This window comes from Microcoleus sp. SVA1B4, from assembly GCF_036700545.1.
Taxonomy (GTDB): Bacteria; Cyanobacteriota; Cyanobacteriia; order Cyanobacteriales; family Microcoleaceae; genus Microcoleus.
Window position 1 is genome coordinate 1 of the sequence record NZ_JAUBPB010000012.1, and the last position, 21,402, is coordinate 21,402.

At 44.8% G+C, this 21,402-nt stretch carries 14 protein-coding genes; 5 read left to right on the forward strand and 9 right to left on the reverse strand.

Going from position 1 to position 21,402, the window contains the following annotated elements; genetic code table 11:
• The first annotated feature begins 60 nt into the window (after positions 1 to 60).
• A complete protein-coding gene (locus QT987_RS08205) occupies positions 61 to 5,358 on the forward strand; it encodes an FkbM family methyltransferase (RefSeq protein WP_333239050.1) in 5,298 nt (1,765 codons plus the stop codon).
• A gap of 345 nt (positions 5,359 to 5,703) precedes the next feature.
• Here QT987_RS08205 and QT987_RS08210 read toward each other — a convergent pair whose 3' ends face one another.
• The 3 genes from QT987_RS08210 to QT987_RS08220 all read right to left on the reverse strand — a co-directional run bounded on the left by QT987_RS08210 (position 5,704) and on the right by QT987_RS08220 (position 13,644).
• The gene (locus tag QT987_RS08210; protein ID WP_333238876.1) at positions 5,704 to 6,549 is read right to left on the reverse strand and encodes an FkbM family methyltransferase; all 846 of its coding nucleotides are present in this window, start codon (positions 6,547 to 6,549) and stop codon (positions 5,704 to 5,706) included.
• A gap of 452 nt (positions 6,550 to 7,001) precedes the next feature.
• Positions 7,002 to 8,639 (reverse strand): tetratricopeptide repeat protein, encoded by a 1,638-nt coding sequence (locus QT987_RS08215; RefSeq protein WP_333238878.1) that lies wholly within the window; start codon positions 8,637 to 8,639, stop codon positions 7,002 to 7,004.
• A 403-nt stretch (positions 8,640 to 9,042) separates the two neighbouring features.
• On the reverse strand, positions 9,043 to 13,644 hold the full coding sequence (locus QT987_RS08220) for a tetratricopeptide repeat protein (protein WP_333239053.1): 4,602 nt from the start codon (positions 13,642 to 13,644) through the stop codon (positions 9,043 to 9,045).
• A gap of 266 nt (positions 13,645 to 13,910) precedes the next feature.
• Between QT987_RS08220 and QT987_RS08225 the strand changes: the two genes are divergently transcribed.
• A complete protein-coding gene (locus QT987_RS08225) occupies positions 13,911 to 14,153 on the forward strand; it encodes a hypothetical protein (protein ID WP_333238880.1) in 243 nt (80 codons plus the stop codon).
• The gene (locus tag QT987_RS08230; protein WP_333238882.1) at positions 14,119 to 14,766 is read left to right on the forward strand and encodes a Uma2 family endonuclease; all 648 of its coding nucleotides are present in this window, start codon (positions 14,119 to 14,121) and stop codon (positions 14,764 to 14,766) included. Before QT987_RS08225 ends, QT987_RS08230 begins: the two co-directional genes overlap by 35 nt.
• Before the next feature lie 113 nt (positions 14,767 to 14,879).
• On the opposite strand, the gene QT987_RS08235 is transcribed toward QT987_RS08230, so the two are convergent.
• From QT987_RS08235 to QT987_RS08255, 5 genes are all read right to left on the reverse strand, one after another.
• The gene (locus QT987_RS08235; protein WP_333238884.1) at positions 14,880 to 15,491 is read right to left on the reverse strand and encodes a 50S ribosomal protein L25/general stress protein Ctc; all 612 of its coding nucleotides are present in this window, start codon (positions 15,489 to 15,491) and stop codon (positions 14,880 to 14,882) included.
• Positions 15,492 to 15,555: 64 nt separating this feature from the next.
• The gene (locus QT987_RS08240; RefSeq protein WP_333238886.1) at positions 15,556 to 15,927 is read right to left on the reverse strand and encodes a hypothetical protein; all 372 of its coding nucleotides are present in this window, start codon (positions 15,925 to 15,927) and stop codon (positions 15,556 to 15,558) included.
• Positions 15,927 to 16,145, reverse strand: a complete 219-nt coding sequence (locus QT987_RS08245) for a hypothetical protein (RefSeq protein ID WP_333238888.1) — start codon at positions 16,143 to 16,145, stop codon at positions 15,927 to 15,929. The genes QT987_RS08240 and QT987_RS08245 overlap by 1 nt, the downstream gene beginning before the upstream one ends.
• Positions 16,146 to 16,170: 25 nt before the next feature.
• The gene (locus tag QT987_RS08250) at positions 16,171 to 16,377 is read right to left on the reverse strand and encodes a hypothetical protein (protein WP_333238890.1); all 207 of its coding nucleotides are present in this window, start codon (positions 16,375 to 16,377) and stop codon (positions 16,171 to 16,173) included.
• A gap of 155 nt (positions 16,378 to 16,532) precedes the next feature.
• Entirely contained in the window at positions 16,533 to 17,873 is a 1,341-nt protein-coding gene (locus QT987_RS08255; protein WP_333238892.1) for an adenylosuccinate synthase, read from the reverse strand.
• Positions 17,874 to 18,219: 346 nt separating this feature from the next.
• Here QT987_RS08255 and QT987_RS08260 point away from each other — a divergent pair, with 346 nt between their 5' ends.
• Entirely contained in the window at positions 18,220 to 19,257 is a 1,038-nt protein-coding gene (locus tag QT987_RS08260) for an adenosine deaminase (RefSeq protein WP_333238894.1), read from the forward strand.
• Positions 19,258 to 19,349: 92 nt separating this feature from the next.
• Here QT987_RS08260 and QT987_RS08265 read toward each other — a convergent pair whose 3' ends face one another.
• The gene (locus QT987_RS08265; RefSeq protein WP_333238896.1) at positions 19,350 to 19,892 is read right to left on the reverse strand and encodes a Uma2 family endonuclease; all 543 of its coding nucleotides are present in this window, start codon (positions 19,890 to 19,892) and stop codon (positions 19,350 to 19,352) included.
• Positions 19,893 to 20,052: 160 nt separating this feature from the next.
• Between QT987_RS08265 and QT987_RS08270 the strand changes: the two genes are divergently transcribed.
• The gene (locus QT987_RS08270) at positions 20,053 to 21,357 is read left to right on the forward strand and encodes an aspartate aminotransferase family protein (protein ID WP_333238898.1); all 1,305 of its coding nucleotides are present in this window, start codon (positions 20,053 to 20,055) and stop codon (positions 21,355 to 21,357) included.
• The last annotated feature ends 45 nt before the right edge of the window (positions 21,358 to 21,402 follow it).

Genomic DNA, 21,402 nt, shown 5'->3' on the forward strand with positions numbered 1-21,402 from the left:
CAATGCGAACAGGATAAGGTTATTGAAAAATTCTTTCTAGACTATCCGCCGAAAAATAAAATATTTGTCGAGGTAGGAGCTTGTGATGGCGTACATTACAGCAATGTACGCCGCTTATATGAAACTTATGGCTGGACTGGACTCTGTATAGAGCCAGTAAAAAGGAATTTTGAAAAACTGGCACAATCCTATGAGAATACCTCTGTCAAGTGCATCCGTGCAGCCGTAGGATTAGAAGAAGGAGAACTAGATATAAATGTTGGTATCAATCCTGACATACCAGAATGGCAAAGTGATGTTTCTACATTTTTAGAGTCGGAAACACTGCGTTGGCAAGAAGAGTATGGAATGTTGTGGGAGAAAGAAAAAGTTTCTATCAAGAGACTGACAGCCATTCTTGAGGAAGAGGGGATTCCCGAAATTGATTTTATTTCAATAGATACTGAAGGCTTTGATTTTGATGTTCTAAAAAGTCTTGATTTTGATCGATTTCACCCCTCAATGATTGTTATCGAGTATGGCAAAGACAGAGAAAAGATTATATCATACTTAGCAGAGTTAGGCTATTCGTTGATGTTTGACAACAGCCAGGATTTATTCATGGTTAGGCTGAACCACTTATTCAGTGAAACATGCCCCTATCTGCCAGCAACGAAAGCTTACACAGGTGCAACAGGTAATCCCCCCTATGCAGAAATTCAACAAGCGACCGAAAACCATCTTCACGAGTTTATTGGGAAATCAGCCAATGAAGTTCGGTGTATTGTTATTGTTGGCGGCCACTTGGGATTTGAGATAGATAGATTTTTACAAAACTATCCAAATGCCGAAATTTATGTATTTGAAGCAAGCCAGCGTTACTTCTCCCTACTTTTAGAGCGTTTTCCTGGAAATCCACGCGTTTTTTGTTACAACTATGCTGTCTCTGACGAGAATGGAACCGCTGTTTTTTATGAAACAACGCTAGACGGAACAGGCTCTCTTCTTCCGATGAGAGTTCAAGAAGATCAAGACCAAGGACTAACTACTTTCGGTGCATCTCCAGCAGAAGCATACACAGTAGCCACAGTCACTCTGGACAGTTTTGCTCCACTAGCGGGAAAGAAGATTGATTTACTCAGGTGCGATGTGCAAGGAGCCGAACTAAAAGTTCTTAAAGGTGCCAAACAAACATTGGAGCGTTGTTCTTCTCTCTTTTTAAAAGTTTGGTTATACAGAACTATGTACCAAGATCAGTGCCAACTGTCTAATCTAGAGAAGTATCTAGCAGACCACAGTATCTATCTATCAGGTATCGGACTGAATCAAAGTGGCGGAGGTGAGGGAAACTCTTTTTGGATCAAAGGCAATCAAATTCATCAAAAAGAAATTTTAACGGTATTAAATTCTCGAAAAAAAATTGTCGCCTTGATTGAGACAAAGAACGAGTCAATACAGATTGCTTTTTGTATTCGGGCTGTTGCAAAGTTTGTTGATGCTATTTGCGTTCATGACGATGTTTCAGATGATAATACAGTGGAAATTGTTGAATCCCTGCGGAAAGAATATCCTATTGAGCGAATCATCAGAAAAACTGAGTCATGGCAATACAGCGAAAGCGGACGTCAAAAACCACTATTGGATGCTGGTCGAGAAATTGGGGGAACACACTTCATTTTTATCGATGCAGATGAAGCTTTTACATCAAACCTTATAGAAAATGAGTTCTTACGTAAGGAAATCCTGAAGCTGAGCCCAGGTGATAGGCTGCAATTAGCATGGATTCAGTTGTGGCGTTCGGTAAAGCAATATCGACATGATACATCAGTTTGGACAAATAATTATAAACAGATTATATTTGCTGATAATGGTAAATGTTATTACGGTGACGAAGCATTCCATGTAGGTAAAATGCCCCTGGGTCTTGAAGGCAAGCTATATACGATTGAGGGAGATGATTATGGATTACTTCATTTTCAATTTGTAAACTGGCGCAATCTCCTTGTTAAGCAAGCTTGGTATCGCTGCTTGGAACACATTAGGCAACCGCAAAAATCAATTCAAGAAATTAATAGTATTTATGGACTTAGCAAAGATGAAACCAATCTAGGCTTACGTCCCTGTCCGCCTGAATGGTTTTATGGTTATCCTTTTTTTGATAAAACAATCTATAATTGGCCAGAGCAATGGCGAGAAAAACAGGTTCTACAATGGTTTAAGGAATACGGTTACGACTATTTTTCAGAACTTGACATTTGGGATATAGACTGGGGGAACGGTATTGCCGAATCACCTAGTACGCATCCATATTCACCCGGTGACGTAAAATATCATCGCCCAGTTATAAATTCGGAGTCCAAAGATGTATGTAAAATACTTTTTTACTATGCTGGCTTTACTGATACCAGCCATATTGCAGATGGCGGAGCCGCTACAGCAATTATAAGTTTAGCGACATCACTGGCAAAATTATATCCTTCTTTGTGTGTTGAAATCACAGGAGATCATATAACCAAATCGCATACCTATAAGGGTGTAAAGTTTTTAGCATTTCCGAAGCCTCAAGATAGAGAAGCTTTTATATCAAAGTATGATGTTGTGATTTTGGGTGCAGTCATCAGAACGTTATTAAATATTCCTAAGCGACCAGGACAGATATGGATTTTACATCACCACTGCTGGTATTTTGAAGCTGAAGACATCAAACGATTTAATGACTTAGACGCTATCCTATGTCTTTCAGAAATTCACCGGGATGCAGCGATTTCCCAAGGTGCTCCTCCTGAAAAAACTCAAATATGTACAAACATGGTAGGAGACATTTTCACTCCACAGCCAGTAGCGCGAAGTAAACACTCTATCCTGTTTGCTGGAGCCATAGTTTCGGATAAAGGTCTCCACGTCCTATTAGAAGCATTACCCATTGTAAATCGCATTTTCCCTGACGCAGAAGTTCATGTTTATGGAAGTGCCGCGCTATGGCTGGATCACAGTGATAGCTATGAAAAAGATATCAAAAGTGTAGAACGCAAGGGAGTATATTTTCATGGATCGGTTCCTCGTAAGAGAATGCCTGAAATTTATTCTCGGCACAGCATCCTGTGTTTACCGTCTTACCTAGAAAGTTTCAGCCTTGTATCAGTTGAAGCTCAAGCCTGTGGCTGTATTCCTGTAGTACACCATGTAGGCGGGGTAGCTGCAACTCTTATAGATGGCAAAACAGGTTTGCTCTATTCACCTAACACTGAACAAGAGTTGGCAAAGACAATAATTAAGGCATTAAAAAAAATTGATTATGACGATTCAATCCGCCAAGTTTCGGCTGCGTTTGCTCAAGAATCCTTCAGTATTTATAAGGTCGTAGAACAATTAGTATCGGTCTTGCGAACAGCGCTACTAGATCAGCAATATAGCGAAGTAACTTTGTCCAGAACAGCCTTGCTAAATACGCAGCATGAGCGCTCTCATTTCAAAGTTTCAGCGATACTATCCACCTATAAATCAGAAAAATTTATTCGTGGCTGTCTGCAAGACTTGGTAGAACAAACACTCTACCAAAAAGGAGAAGTTGAAATTATAGTTATTGATAGTGCTTCTCCCGAAAATGAGCAGGCAATTGTGCGAGAATTCCAGTCAAAGTATCCAAATATAGTCTACGAAAGGACAACAGAGCGTGAACCTTTATATGCCTCTTGGAACCGAGCAATTAAGATGTCGCGGGGAGTCTATATTACAAATGCTAATGCGGACGATCGTCATCGACCTGATGCGCTAGAGATATTGGCTAACTATTTAGATACTCACCTTGACACAAGTTTAGTCTATGCCGACCAGTTAATCAGTACGGTTGCTAATGAGACATGGCTCACAAATCAAGCTACTCAGCGCTTTAGTTGGCCGCATTTTGACTACTCTGAACTGGAACGTCAGTGTATTTGCGGCCCCCAGCCAATGTGGAGAAAGGACATACACAATCGTCATGGCTATTTCCGAACATATCTAATTGCCGCAGCAGATTACGAGTTTTGGCTGCGTATTGGCAAAACTGAAAAACTGGTACATATTTCAGAAACACTTGGCATCTACTACCATAACCCTGATGGCTTATCAACATCTGGTAATGCACCTGTGGATGAGCCCATACAGATTTGGGCAGAATATGGCATATCCCGTGAGGGAGTTTCCCCTGTTAACGTGGTAGTGCCAATTGCTCCATCAGAACTAAACGCACTACCCTATCGCCAAATAGGGCAATCAACTGTTAACATAGGTCGCCCGCTTGTCAGTGTCATCATCCCCACTAAAGACCGCCCCGAAATGCTTACCCAAGCTATCCAAAGCGTTCTCAATCAAACCTTTACAGAATTAGAAATCATTGTGGTCAACGATGGGGGCGTTGACGTACAATCAGTCATCTCACGCCTCAATACCAAGGGTAACATTGTCTATAAAAAACACGATCGCGCTCTCGATCGCTCCGCCGCCCGTAACACTGGCATCCGCGCCGCCCGTGGTAAATACATCGCCTACTTAGACGACGACGATATCTACTACCCCAATCACATCGAAACCCTGGTCAAATTCCTAGAAAATGGCGAATATAAAATCGCCTATACCGATGCTGTCATGGCCCAACAGGAAAAACAAAAGGGTGAATATGTGACAGTTCAGCGTAGTGTGCCCTACTCGCTAGACTTTGATAATGACAAAATCTTAGTGAGTAACTGCACTCCTAACTTATGTCTAATGCACGAAAAATCGTGCTTAGATGAAGTGGGCTTATTTGATGAAACCCTATCAACCCATGAAGATTGGGATTTAATAATTCGGCTATCTCGCAAATTTGACATAGCCCATATCAAAGAAACTACCTGCGAATTTACCCAAAGAAAAGATGGCACTAACACCAGTAGCCATAATCGAGCCGATTTTACTCGCACTCGGGAGATTATTTTTAACCAATATCGCCCGTATGCAGAGGCTAACCCCGCTATTTTAGAGGCTCAAAAAGAGGCTTTTATTGGAGAAGCAAAAGAGTTAGCCCAGCAAGTACAGCAGATACAAGCACAATTTACCCAATCTCTGGGTAAATTACAGTCTCAGTTAGAAGAAAAAGAGTCACAATTACAGCAAACTCAAGCAGAAAAATCTCAGTTAGCAGCGCAATTGGAAACTTGGCAGCGATCGACTCAGGAGGTACAAGCTAAATTAGAGGCGACTCAATCGGAAAAGGAATGGGTAAAATCTCAGTTGAATAGTTGGAAACAAACAGCCCAAGAAATGCAGAGAGAATTGGATCGTTCGCGTTTAAAACTGAAACAAGCACAGTCACAATTAGCAACGATAAACCCTAACTCTGATAAAGTAACGATAAATTAAGACCATGTTGCCAAGGGCCAATAACAAAAACCATGACTACTTATTTTAAAACAGCTAACCAACTGAAACAAAAAGGTCAATTATCTGAAGCCCTTGCGTTTCTGGCGTAAACCGGTTCATCCTCAATACATTCAGTAGCTTGAGTCTGACTCATCCAATTAACACACTTGTTGCGATCGCATTATTAAAATCGGATGTGGTTAGATCGAATGAATCTATAGTTTGCTAAAAAATAACGTAAGCTGTTCTGCATTTAAATTGTATGTCAAAAAAATTAAAGTCTTGTGGGGAGTAGGGGTTGGGCGTCCCGCCCGCCCTGAATATACAATTTAAATGCGCGACAGCTTACTCGTGAATTTTGGTCTCCCGTATAATATTTGACAGGTAGTTGATCGTATGCACCGGCTGTGCCTGCTCGATCTGAATTCTACTCATTGGAGTAAATTGTTTGAATACTGGTTCAATACAAGGACTGGTGGCAAAGATAAAGCCATCGAAAGAAGTAGTGCCGTAATCGAAATCGGACGATACTTCAATTCTATAATCGAAATTCTCAAGCCGTTTTATAACATCCTGATGCAATTGTTGGGAATGAGTTGAAATAAAGAGATAGTCTATGATTTTGGTTGCTAATGAATTGGAGCAATCCTCTAGCATTTCCATCTCATATCCTTGAATATCACAATGAAGTATGTCAAGTTTCTGTATTCTTCTTTCCTCTAAATATTTATCAACCCCAAACAGATTTTTACCGACAAACGCCTGTGTGAATTCGCCAACGAAGCCATTCTGCTCAAAATTATGCTTTCCTGCGTTTATATTTTCCAATTCTGGCTCTACCAGATGAACGGTTGCATTGGAACGAGCCATTTTTAGCCACATTGAGTAGTGCCCCCAGTATGCACCAAGTTCAAGCATTATTGGCGAAATTGGGAAGCGATTTAATGCCTCTTGAAATACAAATTCCTCTAATGGTTCATGTACCCCGCGATTTATGGAGAGAATAGAACTGAACGCACCGTAGTAGGCGTAAGGACCAGATATTGGCATCTTCAAACCGTTGTGAAGATAAACATAGTTGCCTTCCACAAATCCAGCACGGGGATCTCTCTGTATGAGAAGGTTGAGTGGGTCTGAGACGATTTCTCTGTATCGCCCTATAAAATCCTCAGCATTAGCTTTTTGTCCCATGTGTTCTACCTTTTGTAAATAAGCGATTTTCTATACTTTAGCATATTTATTTACTTAAAACCTACATTCCGCACTTCTTAACATAGTCAGAAGTGCTTTTACGGAAAACCGTTATTCCAGGGCTTTAATATGCAATTATTTCTCAATAAAAATTATTTTACGGGAAATAGATAATGATTCTTTATAAAAAGCAATATAGTTTAATAATGCTGTAAGCCTTGCTGAGAAAAGCTTACAGCCATTTGTTGATCTAAATCTTCAGAATAATATTAAGAAGTGCGGAATGTGGGTTAAAATAGTTCCTGTCAAGAAAAGGTATAACGGGACTTAAACAAAAAAACTGAAACAAGCCCAATCACAATTAGAGCGATCGGCTTTCCCCATCGGTAAATCCTAGCTCAAAAAACCCGGTTTTTGCCAAAAACCGGGTTTCGGAAAAAAGCTCAAGTCTATTACTTCGCCTTTAATTCCAGCCCCCGACGATAACAAACACTAGCCTCCTTTTGTCGCCCCACCTTAGCCAAACTATCACCCAACTTATCATAAACCTCAGCTAAATTAGGATTAAGATCGATCGCCTTTTGATAAAACTCGATCGCCCTCTCTGGCATTCCCTTACCCAGCCAAAAATCACCCAAACCAGCGTAAGACATAAAATCATTAGGGTGAACCTTCACACATCGATCGTAAGCATCGATCGCCTCATCCCACCGCCCTTGTTTTGCCAAAGCTTCCCCTAAATAATGCTGCGCCTCCCAAGAGTCTGAATTTTGATCGAGAACGCGGCGGTATTGAGCGATCGCCCCATCTAACTGCCCTTGTTCTGCCAAAGCCTTACCTAGCCGCAAATAAAGATCCGAGTCATCAGACTTAATCTCCACAGCCTTTTGAGCCGCCTCCAAATTGCTTGGATTCAATTCGCTTGCCCTGCGATAACACTTTACCGCCTCATCTAAATCCAGCTCAACATCTTTTTGAAGTGGTTGGACGCGAGCTCTTCTTTGCAGGGCTTCCCCTAAATGACAGTGAACTACATCCGAATCAGGAGCAATTTCCAAAGCTTTGCGATAGGCAGAAATCGCCTCATCGTACCGCCCCAACTGATATAGAGCAAACCCCAAATGGTCTTGAGCCTCCAGCGAATTTGGCTCAAACTCAACCGACTTGCGGTAAGCCCCCACAGCTTGATCCCACTTTTGCACTTTCGCCAAAGCATCGCCCAAATGCTGGTAAATCACTGCCGCATTCGGTACGAGATCAAGCGCTTTCCGATAAGATGCGATCGCCTCCTCCCACCGTTGCACGATCGACAAAGTATGCCCCAAATAGTGGTGAACGATCGCCGAACCCGGTTCCAACTCAGCGGCTTTCGAGTAAGCCGCGATCGCCTCATCCCATTGACCCTGTGCCGCTAAAGCCGTTCCCAATTTATAGTAAAGCCAATGGAAATCAGGCTTCAACTGAATAGCCTTTCGGTAATAACCTACCGCTTCTGCTAATTCATTCTTACCTTGGAAAGCCTCTGCCAACTTCAGGTACAATTCCCCATCACCCGGATTTAGATTGATCGCATGACGCAAGCACTCAATCCCTTCATCAACCCGTCCCTGTCTTGCCAAAGCCTCCCACAAATTTTGGTAAGGCAAAGCCGATTCCGAGTCCAGCTCGATCGCTCTTCGCAAACAACTTATAGATTCATCCAGTTGACCTTGCAAACACAAACCCTTACCCAAGCTGTTATAAAACTCATAAAAATCTGGATATATTTCCACAGCTTTGCGGTACGCAGCAACGGCTTCATCTAGATTGCCCTGCTGTTCCAAAACCTCTCCTAAATTGTGCCAAGACCAAGCCGAATTCGGGTTAAGTTCGCAGGCCCTGCGGTAACTTTTTTCCGCCCCATCCCGGTGCCCCAATTTCGCCAAAACTTCACCCAAATTGTGGTGATACCAGGAAAAATCCGGGTTTAGTTCAGTACACCGCTGGTAGGCGGCAGCCGCTTCCTCTAATTTACCAGACTGTTTCAGGAGGTTGCCTCTATGAAAATAATTAGAAGCAGTCTCTTCATGCACTTGTAATGAGTTATTCATAATTTTGTACCGTATATTTCATTTTTTTAGCTTGGTTGAGAAAGGGTTTATAACTACCTTGTATCTGAGAACTTGCACCAATGTCAATCTTCAGGATTCTCGCGCGGGGTCGGGGCGGGTTTTTTAGTCTTTGGGTATTCCTTGAAGCTATCGGTGAACCCGCCCCTACAGGTTTTTGACATTGGTGCCGTCAGGTGAATTGTATCGGTTTTCTGTCGGAGTCACAATCCTCTCGATCCTCCCGACACTCAGGGCGGGCACGGGGGCACCGCCCCTACAGGTTGTTGATTTGTAGGGGTAGTGCCCCCGTGCCTACCCTCCCCACCAACCAGGACAACCGCGGGGGGATTGCCCCTACAAAGAATTAAACAGCCCTGCGTGCCTACCCCTCATGGAGATGTTCCTAATGACTCGGCCGCCAATTCTCGTCCTCCAATCTAATACCGCTGTCTTGACAAGCTCTGGTTAAATGAGGGCTGTAGTAAGGGTCATTCTCAATATATTTTTGCCATCGGCTTTCCATCAGCTTCGATTCCTGCTTCAGCCGCTCTTTCTTTTCAGGCGAATCCTCGTAACCTCGACTTTTAGATTCGTGGTGATAGAGAACTACATGAGGCAGGTAAATATTGCGATACCCTTTCTCTAGCATTTTCAAACACAAATCCACATCATTGTATGCCACCGTTAGTTCTTCGTCAAACCCACCAACACTTTCAAATACTTCCCGGCGACACATCAAACACGCAGCAGTTACCGCTGAAACATTATTCATGCCTACCACATTCCCGAAATAGCCAGGAATCGATCGCGGCATATGGTAATAACTGTGACCCGCCACACCGCCGCCGAGCCCCATCACCACTCCCGCGTGCTGGATTTTGTTGTCTGAATATATCAACAAATTGCCCACAGCCCCGATCGAGCTTCTCTGAGCTTGTTCAACCATCCCATCAATCCAGTCGGGAGTAATTACCTCTGTATCGTTATTCAAGAACAGCAAGTAATCTCCCTCCGCTTTGCTAGCAGCGTAGTTGTTAATCTTAGAGAAATTGAACGGAATATCGAGGCGATAACTTTTAAACCTCGCTGATTCCTTAGCCCTCCATTTAGCCATAATTTCCGCCGTGTGTTGCTCTTGACTGCCGTTATCGATCACGATAACTTCGTAGTTGGGGTAGACGCTCTTAGTAAAGATAGACTCCAAGCAATTGTCCAAAACATCCCCCAAATCCCGCGTCGGAATAATGATGCTGACCCGCTTGTAATCCGCAATTTTGTAGCGTGCAATAAAGTGTCCCAAAAAGTAGGGAACGCCTTCAACTTTCCCCGGTTCGCCTCTGCGTTCGATCGCCTCTTGCAAAGCTTTTTGCCCTGCATCATAGGCATAGGGTTTAGCATCTACACCGCCAGCCGCCGAACCCGCGTGCATTCTCCAGTGGTAAAGAATTTTAGGGATGTGAAAGATTTTGTCAGTTTTTTCCGTAAACCTCAAAACCAAATCATAATCCTGAGCTCCCTCAAAACCCGGTCTAAAACCGCCGATTTCATTAATTAGCGATCGCCTGTAAGTTCCCAAATGGCAAGTGTACATCCTAGATAAAAATGAATCCGGACTCCATTCTGGCTTGAAGAAAGGATTTATCAGTTCCTGATCCTGATAAATCTTATCTTCATCTGAATAAATCATGTCCGCTTCCGGGTGCCGGTTCAGCAGCAGCACCACTTCATACAACGCCTCTGGCGTCAGTGTATCGTCGTGGTCTAGCAAAGACACAAATTCACCCGTCGCCAACTCCAAAGCAGAATTGGAACAGTGAGAAATGTGACCGTTTTTGGTTCTGTAAGCTACTTTAATTCGGCTATCTTTAGCTGCATATTCTTGCAAAATTTGCTTGACATGAGGCGCGGTTGATGCGTCATCCGCAATGCACAATTCCCAATAAGGATATATCTGATTGAGAACTGATTCTATTGCCTCCTGCAAATAATTTTCTGGCGTATTGTAAGCAGGCATGACAATGCTAATCAGCGGCTTGTAGTTAAAGATTTCTAATGTTTCCGCCATTTTTCGCAAATCAGCTTCTCTGGGGCTGTTCTTCGCGCGCCACTTCGTGTAAGCTGGGTCTTGACCGAGGAATAGCGAATCTCGCAAGTTTTTATAATCCAAACCAAAAAGTTTCGGATCGAGTTTGCTCGCGGTCTGATAAGCTTCCAGAGCTTCCGAAAGCTTGTCTTGTTTAGCTAAAGTTTTTGCTAAATTGTGGTACGACCAGCCAAACTCAGGAGCAACCTCGATCGCTTTCCGATAAGTGGCAACAGCTTCATCAAGCCGACCTTCTTCTTGAAATACATCAGCTAAGTTGTGGTGCGACCAAACAAAATTTGGATTCAGTTCTGCCGCTTTCTTATAGCTTTTAATAGACTCATCAACTTTACCCATCCATTTGAGGACATCGCCTAAATTGTGGTGAGTTCCAAAGTAATTAGGATTAATTGAAATTGCTTTGCGGTAGGCGGCCACAGCCTCAGCCAATTTACCTTCTTCTTGCAGAGACGCCCCTAATTCGTGGTACTCGGTAGCTACCCCAGGGCTGTGTTCGATCGCATTTCCAGAGTGTCCGTGAACAGCGCGATCGCTCTTTTCCGCCGCCCTACTTACACCCTTTTTTTTTAACACATCTTCTAACAGCGCCGAAATCCCCCGATCGCCCGGCCGAATCTGCAACGCCATCTGATAAAAGACGATCGCCCCATCCGGCCAATTCTTCCGCACCAAAGCATCAGCCAACTCAACGTAAAGGTCAGCATCATTCGGCGCAATCTCCAGCGCCTTGTGATACAACTGCACGTCATCACGATTCTCCTGAATCGCCCGCCGGTACAAACGCATAGCATCCTTCAAATCCCACTGCGATCGCATCCTCAAAGCATCAGCCAACTTTTGCGAAAGCCACGGCAAATCCGCCTGAATTTCCGCAGCACGGCGGTAAGCGGCGATCGACTCATCCCACCGTTCCAGATTCTCAAAAGCCGTTCCCATGTTGTAATAAGTCCACGGAAAATCAGGATTTAACTCGGCCGCGCGCCGGTAAACATCGATCGCTTCCTCCCAGCTTTCCATTTCTAGCAGCACGTCGCCCAACTTGCTCTGCGACCAGAAGAAATTCGGATTAACTTCGTTAGCACGCCGGTACGCAACAACTGCCTCATCCCACCGTTCCAAATTCACCAGCGCTTCTGCTAAATTGTTGTGCGCCCAAAAATGGTCGGGATTGAGTTCGATCGACCTTTGGTAAGCCGAAATTGCCTCATCCCACCTTCCTAGTTTAATCAGCGCGTCTGCTAAATAGTTGTGCGACCAACTAAAATCTGGATTTAATTCTGTTGCTTTGCGGTAAGCATTCACGGCTTCTTCCCACCGTTCCAACTTCAGCAGCACATCTGCTAAATTGTTGTGAGACCAGCTAAAATCAGGATTTAATTCGATCGCCTTGCGGTAAGCATTTACAGATTCCTCCCACCGTTCCAACTTAACCAGCGACTCAGCTAAATTGTTGTGCGACCAAGAAAGATCAGGATTGTTTCTAATTGCATTGCTGTAAGCATCTACCGCCGCTTCCCACTGTTCTTGCCCCTTAAGAATTTCGCCCAATTCGTGATAAGCTGCACCCGCATTTGGGTTCAACTCCACCGCGCGCCGATAACACTCAATTCCCTTATCTACCTTACCTTGCTCGATCAAAGTTTTGGCTAAATTCTCGTGTTCCTCAGCGGTGCCAGACTTCGGGTCGATCGCAAATGCTCGATACCAAGCCTCAGCAGCAGCCTCCGGCTTGCCTAACTGCGTCAACAGTTTCGCAAAATTGCGAAAAGCACCGGCAAAATCCGGTTTCAGGGCGATCGCCTTTTCGTAAGCAGAAACCGCTTGCTGCCACTGTTCCTGCTGCGCGCAAATGCTGCCGTAATTAGCATAAGCTTCGGCAAAATTTGGGTTAATTTCTATTGCTTTGACATAGCAACTTTTAGCTTCATCAATTTTGCCGCCAGCTTGTAGCGCGTTGCCCAGCATTTTGTAAAGCGGCGCTTCCGGCTTAATTTGCAGCGCCTTCTTGCAAGCTGCGATCGCCTGTTCCAATTTGCCCTGAGCAAAATAGCCTTCTGCCAGTATTTTGTATGCTTCTGGATCTTCTATATTAATTGTAGAATTAACTGCCTGCTGCACTGGCGGCTTAACTGCCTGCTGCACTGGCGGCTTAACTGCCTGCTGCACTGGGGTAGCTGCGGGCTGCTGCTTAACTGCACCGTTTGTCGCAGTTGCACCCGCCAAAGTTTGCTCTCCCTCGCTGCCATTTCTCGCATTAGCTGCGTTCAGTTCAATAGCTTTGCGATAATATGCTGTCGCTTCCTCTAACTTGCCTTGTTTTTTGAGCGCTTCGCCCAAATTTTGGTAAGCTGTCGCCACATTAGGATTTAATTTTATGGCGCGATCGTAACAGGCGATCGCTTCGGGGAATTTTTCCTGCCGAAAAAAAGCGTCGCCCATATTCAAGTGTTCCCCCGGCGCTACTTTTTCCGGTTCCAAACTAAATGCTTGATACCAGCACTGCTGGGCTTCTTCCGGTTTGTTAATTTGTCCAAATACTTTTGCTAAATTCCGGTACACTCCCGCGAAATTCGGCTTAATCGCGATCGCCTTTTGATAAAATCCGATCGCCTCCTGCCATTTTTGCTGCTGCGCGCCCAGGCTGCCCAAATTCGCATATACTTCCGCAAAATTCGGTTCTATTTCAATCGCTTTAGCGTACCAGTGCCGCGCCTCTTCCATCCTGCCTTGAGCTTGCAGCGCGTTGCCCAAAGTCTTGTAAGCTGGTGCAAAATTGGGGTGAATCTTCAAAGCTTGCTCGCAGGAGGCGATCGCTTCTTCTAATTTTCCTTGGGATAAGTATATTTCTCCCTGTTGGTTAAATTGAACCGCTGTTGATTCTGTATTGACTGTTGATGGCATAGGGGCGGCGGCTCCACAAGTAGCAAGTAAATTATAGGATTCAAAATGTTTCACAATTATACAGCGGTTTGACGCCAAAATTGCCGTCTTACCGAAGCTGTCGAGAATGTGATGGAAAGGTTCAACAATAGCAGAATACGATCGCGATCGGGCAACTCCGGCAAAAAAGCGATCGGCCACCTCCGCCTCGGTTTTTTCCAGGCATTCTGCTGCTTGCACCGGATATAGAGGTTTTCACGCCCCATGAGGGATGCCAGAGTCGGCGAATGTCAGGATTTTCGAGGTTGGGTTTGTACCTCCAGAAACCTGAGAAAGGCGATAGTGCAGCAGACGACGATCCAGCGGCAATAGTTCCTCACACACCAAAATCGAGCGCAGGCAGGATGCCTGCACCACAAGACTTATTGAAGAAATATATTAAAATAATTAACAGCAAATGTTTTGTCAACTTTCGCTTAAATTGCGGTAATTTTGATGTTGTTAGAGCCACCACCTCAACTTGTCGGTGAAAAGCGCCTCACCTTTGGCGATATCGATTGGCAAGCCTTCAAGCAAATTCAAAGTTTGCTGATGGAGCGCACCCGCGCCCGTTTTAGCTACGATAACGGAGTATTAGAAATCACCATGCCCCTCGAAGAACACGAACGCTCTGCTCGCTTGATTGAACTCTTTATTAGAGTCCTTGTGGTGGAGATGGGCATGAAAATCAAGACGATGGGATCGACTACGCTCGATCGCGAAGACCTCCTCAAGAGCGCCGAGCCTGACAATGGGTATTACATCCAGAATTATGCCTTAGTGGCGGATCGCCTGGTTAATTTGAATGTCGATCCCGCCCCGGATTTAGTCGTGGAAGTAGATATTACCCATACCGATATCAATAAAAATACACTCTATGCCAGTATAGGCGTGCCGGAATTTTGGCGGTTTAACGGGCGGGTATGGCGGATTCTGCAATTAGTCGATGGGGCTTATGTTGAGCGCGATCGATCTCCGACTTTTCCCATTATTGAAAAAACGGATTTATACCAGTTTCTAGAAGTGGCTTTCATCGATGAAGTTGCCGCACAGATTGATTTTAGTCAATGGGTGCGACAGCAGATTCAAGGCGGAGTAGAGTAAGTGCGATCGAACCCAAACGAGAATAGCCTTTTTAGCAAAAAACGATCGCCCTTTTCGGAGAAAGCGATCGCCCTTTTTTCCACAATTAGTTAACAACTCTTAGCAATTACTAATTAAGCTGCTGCGGCTGCGGCTGCGTCTTCTTCTGCGTCTTCGGCTTCAGAACCTGCTTGAATTCCCAGCACGCTAACAACCACCTGATCTGGTTCGCCGAGAGCTACCACTCCTGCAGGCAAAACTAACTCGTGAATGTGCAGCGCATCCCCAACCTTTAAATGAGAAATATCTACTTCAATTGCTTCAGGAATGCTGTCTGGTTTGCACTTAACTGCGAGTTGCGTCAGTACGGTATCCAAAATGCCGCCTTCTAACTTGACGCCGACTGGTTCGCCGACAAAATTCAGCGACACTTCAACTTCCAGGCTGTCTTGAGTTGCCACCGAGAAAAAGCTCAGGTGGTAAGGATAGCCCTTCCAAGGATGAACTTGAACTTCCCGGAGCAAGGTTTTTCCGCTCCAAGAGAGGTCGGGAATGCTGAGGTCAATTAGGGCATTGTTGACTACGTGCTTTTTGAGCAGGTGTTCAACTGTTTTGGCTTTGATGGTAAGGGAAATGGATTCCGATCCTTTGTGGCCGTAGAGGACGGCGGGAATCAATCCAGAGCGGCGCAGGGCGTTAGGTTTACTGCCTTCTGCCCGCTTTTGACATTCTACTGCGAGTTCCATTTTCTGACTTTCTGCTAATTGTTTTTACATTTTACCAGAATTGTGATATTGCGATCGCGCTTAATTAAACGACCCGCTGAAGATACTGATAATCTTCGTTTTCAACACATTTTAGCAAGTCCAGCAATTTCCTCAAACGGTAGGTTGCTGTTTGATACTCTTCTTTGAGAGGGGAATCTCCCAGCTTGGTGAGGACGGTATCGCTTTCGCAGATAATTGCATCGCGGAAAAAATTTCTGAGCTTCTGGCGAATATCTCGATCTAACTCAACTACAGGTAGCTTCTCCTCTTCTTCATCTATCAAAATATTTCTGGGGACAGATTTGCCGATTTTGGAAAATTCTGATTTGGCCAACCACTCGTAAACGTCTTCCGACATTTCGACATAGTGCGGTGGTCGAGCAGTTTTGAAGGCATAAAAAATAATATCTAACATTAGCTTTCCTCTTGACCTTCCTGATTCAACAACTCACTTTCTGGAAAATTTTCTACCCAAGCTACATCTGCTTTGTCGAATACAGCCTTAGCCGGTTGAGTAATTTTTCCTGTGGTAATAACTCCAATCACAGTCCCTTTTTGACATATTTCCTGAGCTTTTGTGGAATCTATTTTCTTGTTTTTCCAGGCTTTGATTTCAATATGCGGTTCATTCATTATTGTTTATATTTTTTTTTATAAATTAACGATTGAATTCGCTCTGCCAATTGCGGAGTAGCTGTTTAACTCGCGGAACATCCCGATCGTTGACTATCAAAATATCACCTTTGGGATTGTTTCCGGTTGTTCTCTTGGCTTGTATTCCTTCTTTCCCTAGCTCTATTATAACCCACCCAATCATGTCTCTGTGAACTTCTAGCCGTGCTATCAGTTCATCCTCGTCAGTCATTTACGTAACTCCTTGTAAATAAGGATGCACTTGACCTCGCCGTGGATCAAGTGCACTAATCTCCTGGAACCTTGAGCTAGGTGGGTCGCGACGAGACTGCCAAAAGCTTCGAGTATTATGGATCGAGACCCAACATTATATTTTACCTGACAACGTTAGGCTGGTGCTGCTACAGGCGTACCGTCAGCAGAGAGCAAAGCGCGTTTTGGGCCGTGAATTGGGTCTTCTACAATAATAGTTTGGTCGCGGCTCGCACCGAGAGAAACGATCGCGATCGGCACTTCCATCAAATCTGCCAAAAACTTCAGATAATCCAATGCTTGCGGCGGTAAATCTTCCAAATTCCGGCACTCTTCCGTAGACTGTTTCCAACCGGGAAGGGTTTCGTAAATAGGTTGGCACCGAGCAAATATCCGGGAACTTTTCGGGAAATCAACACATCTTTCGCCGTCAATTTCGTAAGCAACGCAAACTTTTATTTCTTCTAATTCATCCAAAACATCTAGTTTGGTAATTGCCAAACAGTCAAGGCCGTTGATGCGGACTGCGTAGCGGCCGATTACCGCATCGAACCAACCGCAGCGGCGTTTGCGGCCGGTTGTCGTGCCGAATTCTGCACCTCGATCGCCCAAAATTGCTCCTATTCCATCTACCATTTCAGTAGGGAATGGGCCTTCTCCGACGCGGGTTGTATAAGCTTTTGCTACGCCAATTACGCGATCGATCGCTGTTGGGCCGACTCCGGTTCCCACACAAGCACCGCCAGCGATGGGATTGCTCGAAGTAACGTAAGGATAAGTGCCGTGGTCTAAGTCTAATAAAGTGCCTTGCGCGCCTTCAAACAGAATATTTTTCCGCTTGTGAAGTCCCTCATAAATCTTCAGGGAACTATCTACTACGTGCGGGCGCAAACGTTCCGCATAAACTCGATATTCATCAATTACGTCTTGCGGATTTAAAGGCGGCAAATTGTAGAGTTTTTCGAGAAGGACATTTTTACAATTAATCGTCCATTCCAATTGTTCTTGCAACCCGTCCAAGTCCATTAAATCTAGCATCCGAATGCCAGTGCGTTCCGACTTGTCGGCGTAAGTAGGGCCAATGCCGCGTCCCGTCGTCCCGATTTTATAATTTCCCCGCTGCGTTTCCGATGCTACATCAATTAATCGATGATAGGGCATCGTTACGTGAGCCGTCTCCGAAATCATCAGCGAGGTTGTCGAAATATTCAGTGCCTCTAGCTGATCTAACTCTGCAATTAAAACTTTAGGGTCGATGACCGTGCCGCAGCCGATAATACACTCTTTATCAGGGTAGAGAATCCCAGACGGAATTAAGTGCAGCTTGAAAGTCTGACCGTTGACTACCACGGTGTGACCCGCGTTGACGCCCCCTTGGTAGCGGACAACGATATCTGCGGATTTGCTGAGCAAATCGGTAATTTTGCCTTTTCCTTCATCGCCCCACTGGGCGCCGATTACAACTACGTTAGCCAAGGGTTTCTCGCGTTCTGTTCAGGTTGACACAATCTCCGATTATGTATGAATGCGTCCTAAATGTCAATCAATTTTAGATTTTAGATTTTAGATTTGGGATTTTAGATACGGGCATGGGGCATGGGGCATGGGGCATGGGGCATGGGGCATGGGGCATGGGGCATCTCCCAAAAAGCCTATTTTGAACAGGCAAGATGCCTGTTCCACAAGAATTATGGGAGATGTCTATTGGGCATTAGGCATTGGAACTAACAAATAACCAATGACTAATGACTACTGACTACTGACTAATGACTACTGACTAATTAATTTTTGTTAAGATTGAGAAAATAGAGGCTTTGTTGCCATGAGTTTACACGCTGAGTTGCACCGCCATCTGGGTGGTTCCGTCGTTCCTAGGGTGCTGTGGCGGTATTTCGATCGCCACAATGCTGAGATGGTTAATCGATTTCAAGAATACTCGAAGTTTGAGGAGTTTTACACTCGTCCGCGCAATACTCTGAATGAGTATTTAGAACTGCACACGCTGGTAGAAAGCGTTCAAACTGTTGAGACGTTGCCTTATTTTATCTATCGGTTGATGCGGGGCGCTTACGTGTTTGAAAATCTGGCTTATTTGGAGTTGCGCTATACGCCTTATTTGCGGACTCCAGAACATTTGGATCAGTCAGAACGCATTGATTTGATGGCAGAAATTGTACAAGTTGTGGGCAAGGCAAGTCAAATTAGCGATTGTCCGATTGTGACTAGCCAAATTTTGTGTATGCACTCGCGTTTACCCTATGAGGTGAATCGGGCGATCGTAGATTTGGCGGCCGGGATGGGAGAATATGTTTGTGCGATCGATCTAGCTGGCGGCGATGCTTGTATAGGCGATCGTTTGGATGAGTTTGTCGGATTGTACCAGTACGCGAGGTCGATCGGCATCAAAACTACCGGCCACCTCTACGAAACTACTTCTGGCTGTTATCCCGAACTTCTGCCCTATCTGATGCGTATCGGTCACGGGATTCAAATTCCGTTAAAATATCCCGAATTGCTGCCAGAAGTCGCGCGTAGGGGTCAATGCTTGGAGGTTTGCCCGACTACCTATCTCAAAACGGGGACGTTGCAGGATATGCGCGAATTGAAGGTTGTGTTCGATCGATGTTTTGAAGCTGGTGTGGATATTGCCATTTGCACCGACAACGCGGGATTGCACAACGTGCGGCTGCCTTTCGAGTACGAGAATTTGTTAACTTTGGATATCATTGATTTTCGACAGTTGCAAGCGTGTCAAGAGGCCGCTTTCCGCCATGCTTTCGCGTGGCCCTACGGGGAGCGGCCTGTGAAAATGCTGACAGGTTTGTTGCAGCATGAGTCTGTGGAGGCGATCGTGAATTAACTGTGTAAGCTTCTCTCAATGGTTCGTAGTGAGGACTTGAGTTTTTATTCATATAGAGGACTTGCATTCCTTACTACGAACCGACTAATTTTTCAATCAAAAACGGGTGGCCACAAATCAGAAATTGGCAATTCCCAGCCAGGGAAAAACTCTGGAATTGTCAATATGTCTCCATCTCTGAGCACTTCCGGCTCGGCTCCTGTACGATATACTGTGAGAGTTAATCTGTCCGGGTCAATCAATATTCCCACTTCCGTTCCTAGACTCAAAAAGGATTGTATTTTTTCTGTGATAGGTTTGATGCGATCGGTTTTAGATTTAATTTCCACCATCAAGTCAGGAACCAATTCTACAAAATCCCGCCGACTCCGCTTCAGCTTTTCTGCTTTGACAAAAGATACATCTGGTGCGCGCAAGTCACTATTTGGTAAAATAAAGCCAGCGCTGGAACCCGTTAATCGACCCAGCTTGCGTGGCAGTACCCAGATTCCCAAAAGAATAATTAACCGAGAACCAATTTCATCTGAGGTGTAATCGCATGGGCCCATTGCAAGGATATTCCCCTGTATTAACTCTAGTCGCCATTCAGGATGTTCGGCTTGTACTTTTTCTAAGTCTTTGACAGTTAGTGACATGATCGAGTCTCCGTCTAATACCTAAGTCTATCATAAACTAAGCTTTAATTAAAAGAGCCAAGAGATATTTGTAAAATTATAATAAGCGTCTGGCGATCGGCAATCCGTAGCAAGTTATAGTTTGAAGGCAGAATCATCAATATAAAAAGATAAAAAAAAGATGACAAATATGGACGCTTACTGGATGCCGTTCACCGCCAACCGACAGTTTAAAGCGAATCCGCGAATGTTGGTTTCGGCAAAAGATATGCACTTTACAAGCGATGATAACCGCTCAATTTTAGATGGTACTGCGGGGCTGTGGTGCGTGAATGCAGGACACGCCCGCGAGACAATTGCCGAAGCAGTTAAACAGCAGGTTTTGCGTTTGGATTACTCTCCGGCTTTTCAGATGGGACATCCGGGGGCTTTTGAATTGGCGGAACGTTTGGTAAAGATGATTCCGGGCAATTTCGATCGCGTTTTCTTTACTAATTCGGGTTCGGAATCTGTAGAAACTGCTTTAAAAATTGCGATTGCTTATCACCGGGTGAAAGGTGAAGGAACTCGCCAACGATTAATCGGTAGGGAACGCGGTTATCACGGCGTTGGTTTTGGGGGAATTTCTGTCGGCGGTATCGGTACAAACCGCAAGTTTTTTGGCAGTTTGCTGACGGGAGTCGATCATTTGCCTCACACTCACAATCTAGAACACAATGCTTTCAGCAGCAAACAACCGGAATGGGGAGCGCATTTGGCGGATGAATTGGAGCGGATTGTCGCTTTGCACGATGCGTCTAATATTGCAGCGGTAATTGTGGAACCGGTGGCTGGTTCTACAGGTGTTTTGATTCCCCCGAAAGGTTATTTGGAGAGGCTGCGGGCGATTTGCGACAAATACGGAATTCTGCTGATTTTTGATGAGGTAATTACTGGATTCGGGCGGCTCGGCTCTAGTTTTGCTACGGAATATTTTGGGGTGGTTCCCGATATTGTGACGGCGGCGAAAGGGATAACTAACGGTACGGTGCCGATGGGGGCGGTGTTTGTGAAACAAGGCATTTATGATGCTTTTATGAATGCTCCTGAAAATGCGATCGAGCTTTTTCACGGTTATACTTATTCTGGTCATCCTGTGGCTTGTGCGGCTGCTTTGGCGACGCTGGATATTTATGAGGAAGAAAGGTTATTTGAACGGGCCGATAAGATGGCCGGTTACTGGGAAGATGCGGTGCATTCTTTGAAGGGGGTGCGGCACGTAATTGATGTCCGTAATCTGGGGCTGGTGGCAGGTATTGAGTTGGAATCTATTGCTGGGAAGCCGGGGAAACGGGCGTTTGATTGTTTCTTGCAGTGCTATGAAAAAGGGTTGCTGATTCGGACTACGGGTGATATTATTGCTTTGTCGCCACCGCTGATTATTGAGAAGGAACATATCGATCGCATTGTGGAAATTTTAACTGGGGTTTTGCTGGAGATGGAGTAGGATTAAAAGGAGATTTTGCACCATTCTCTCTTAACAGGCAAGATG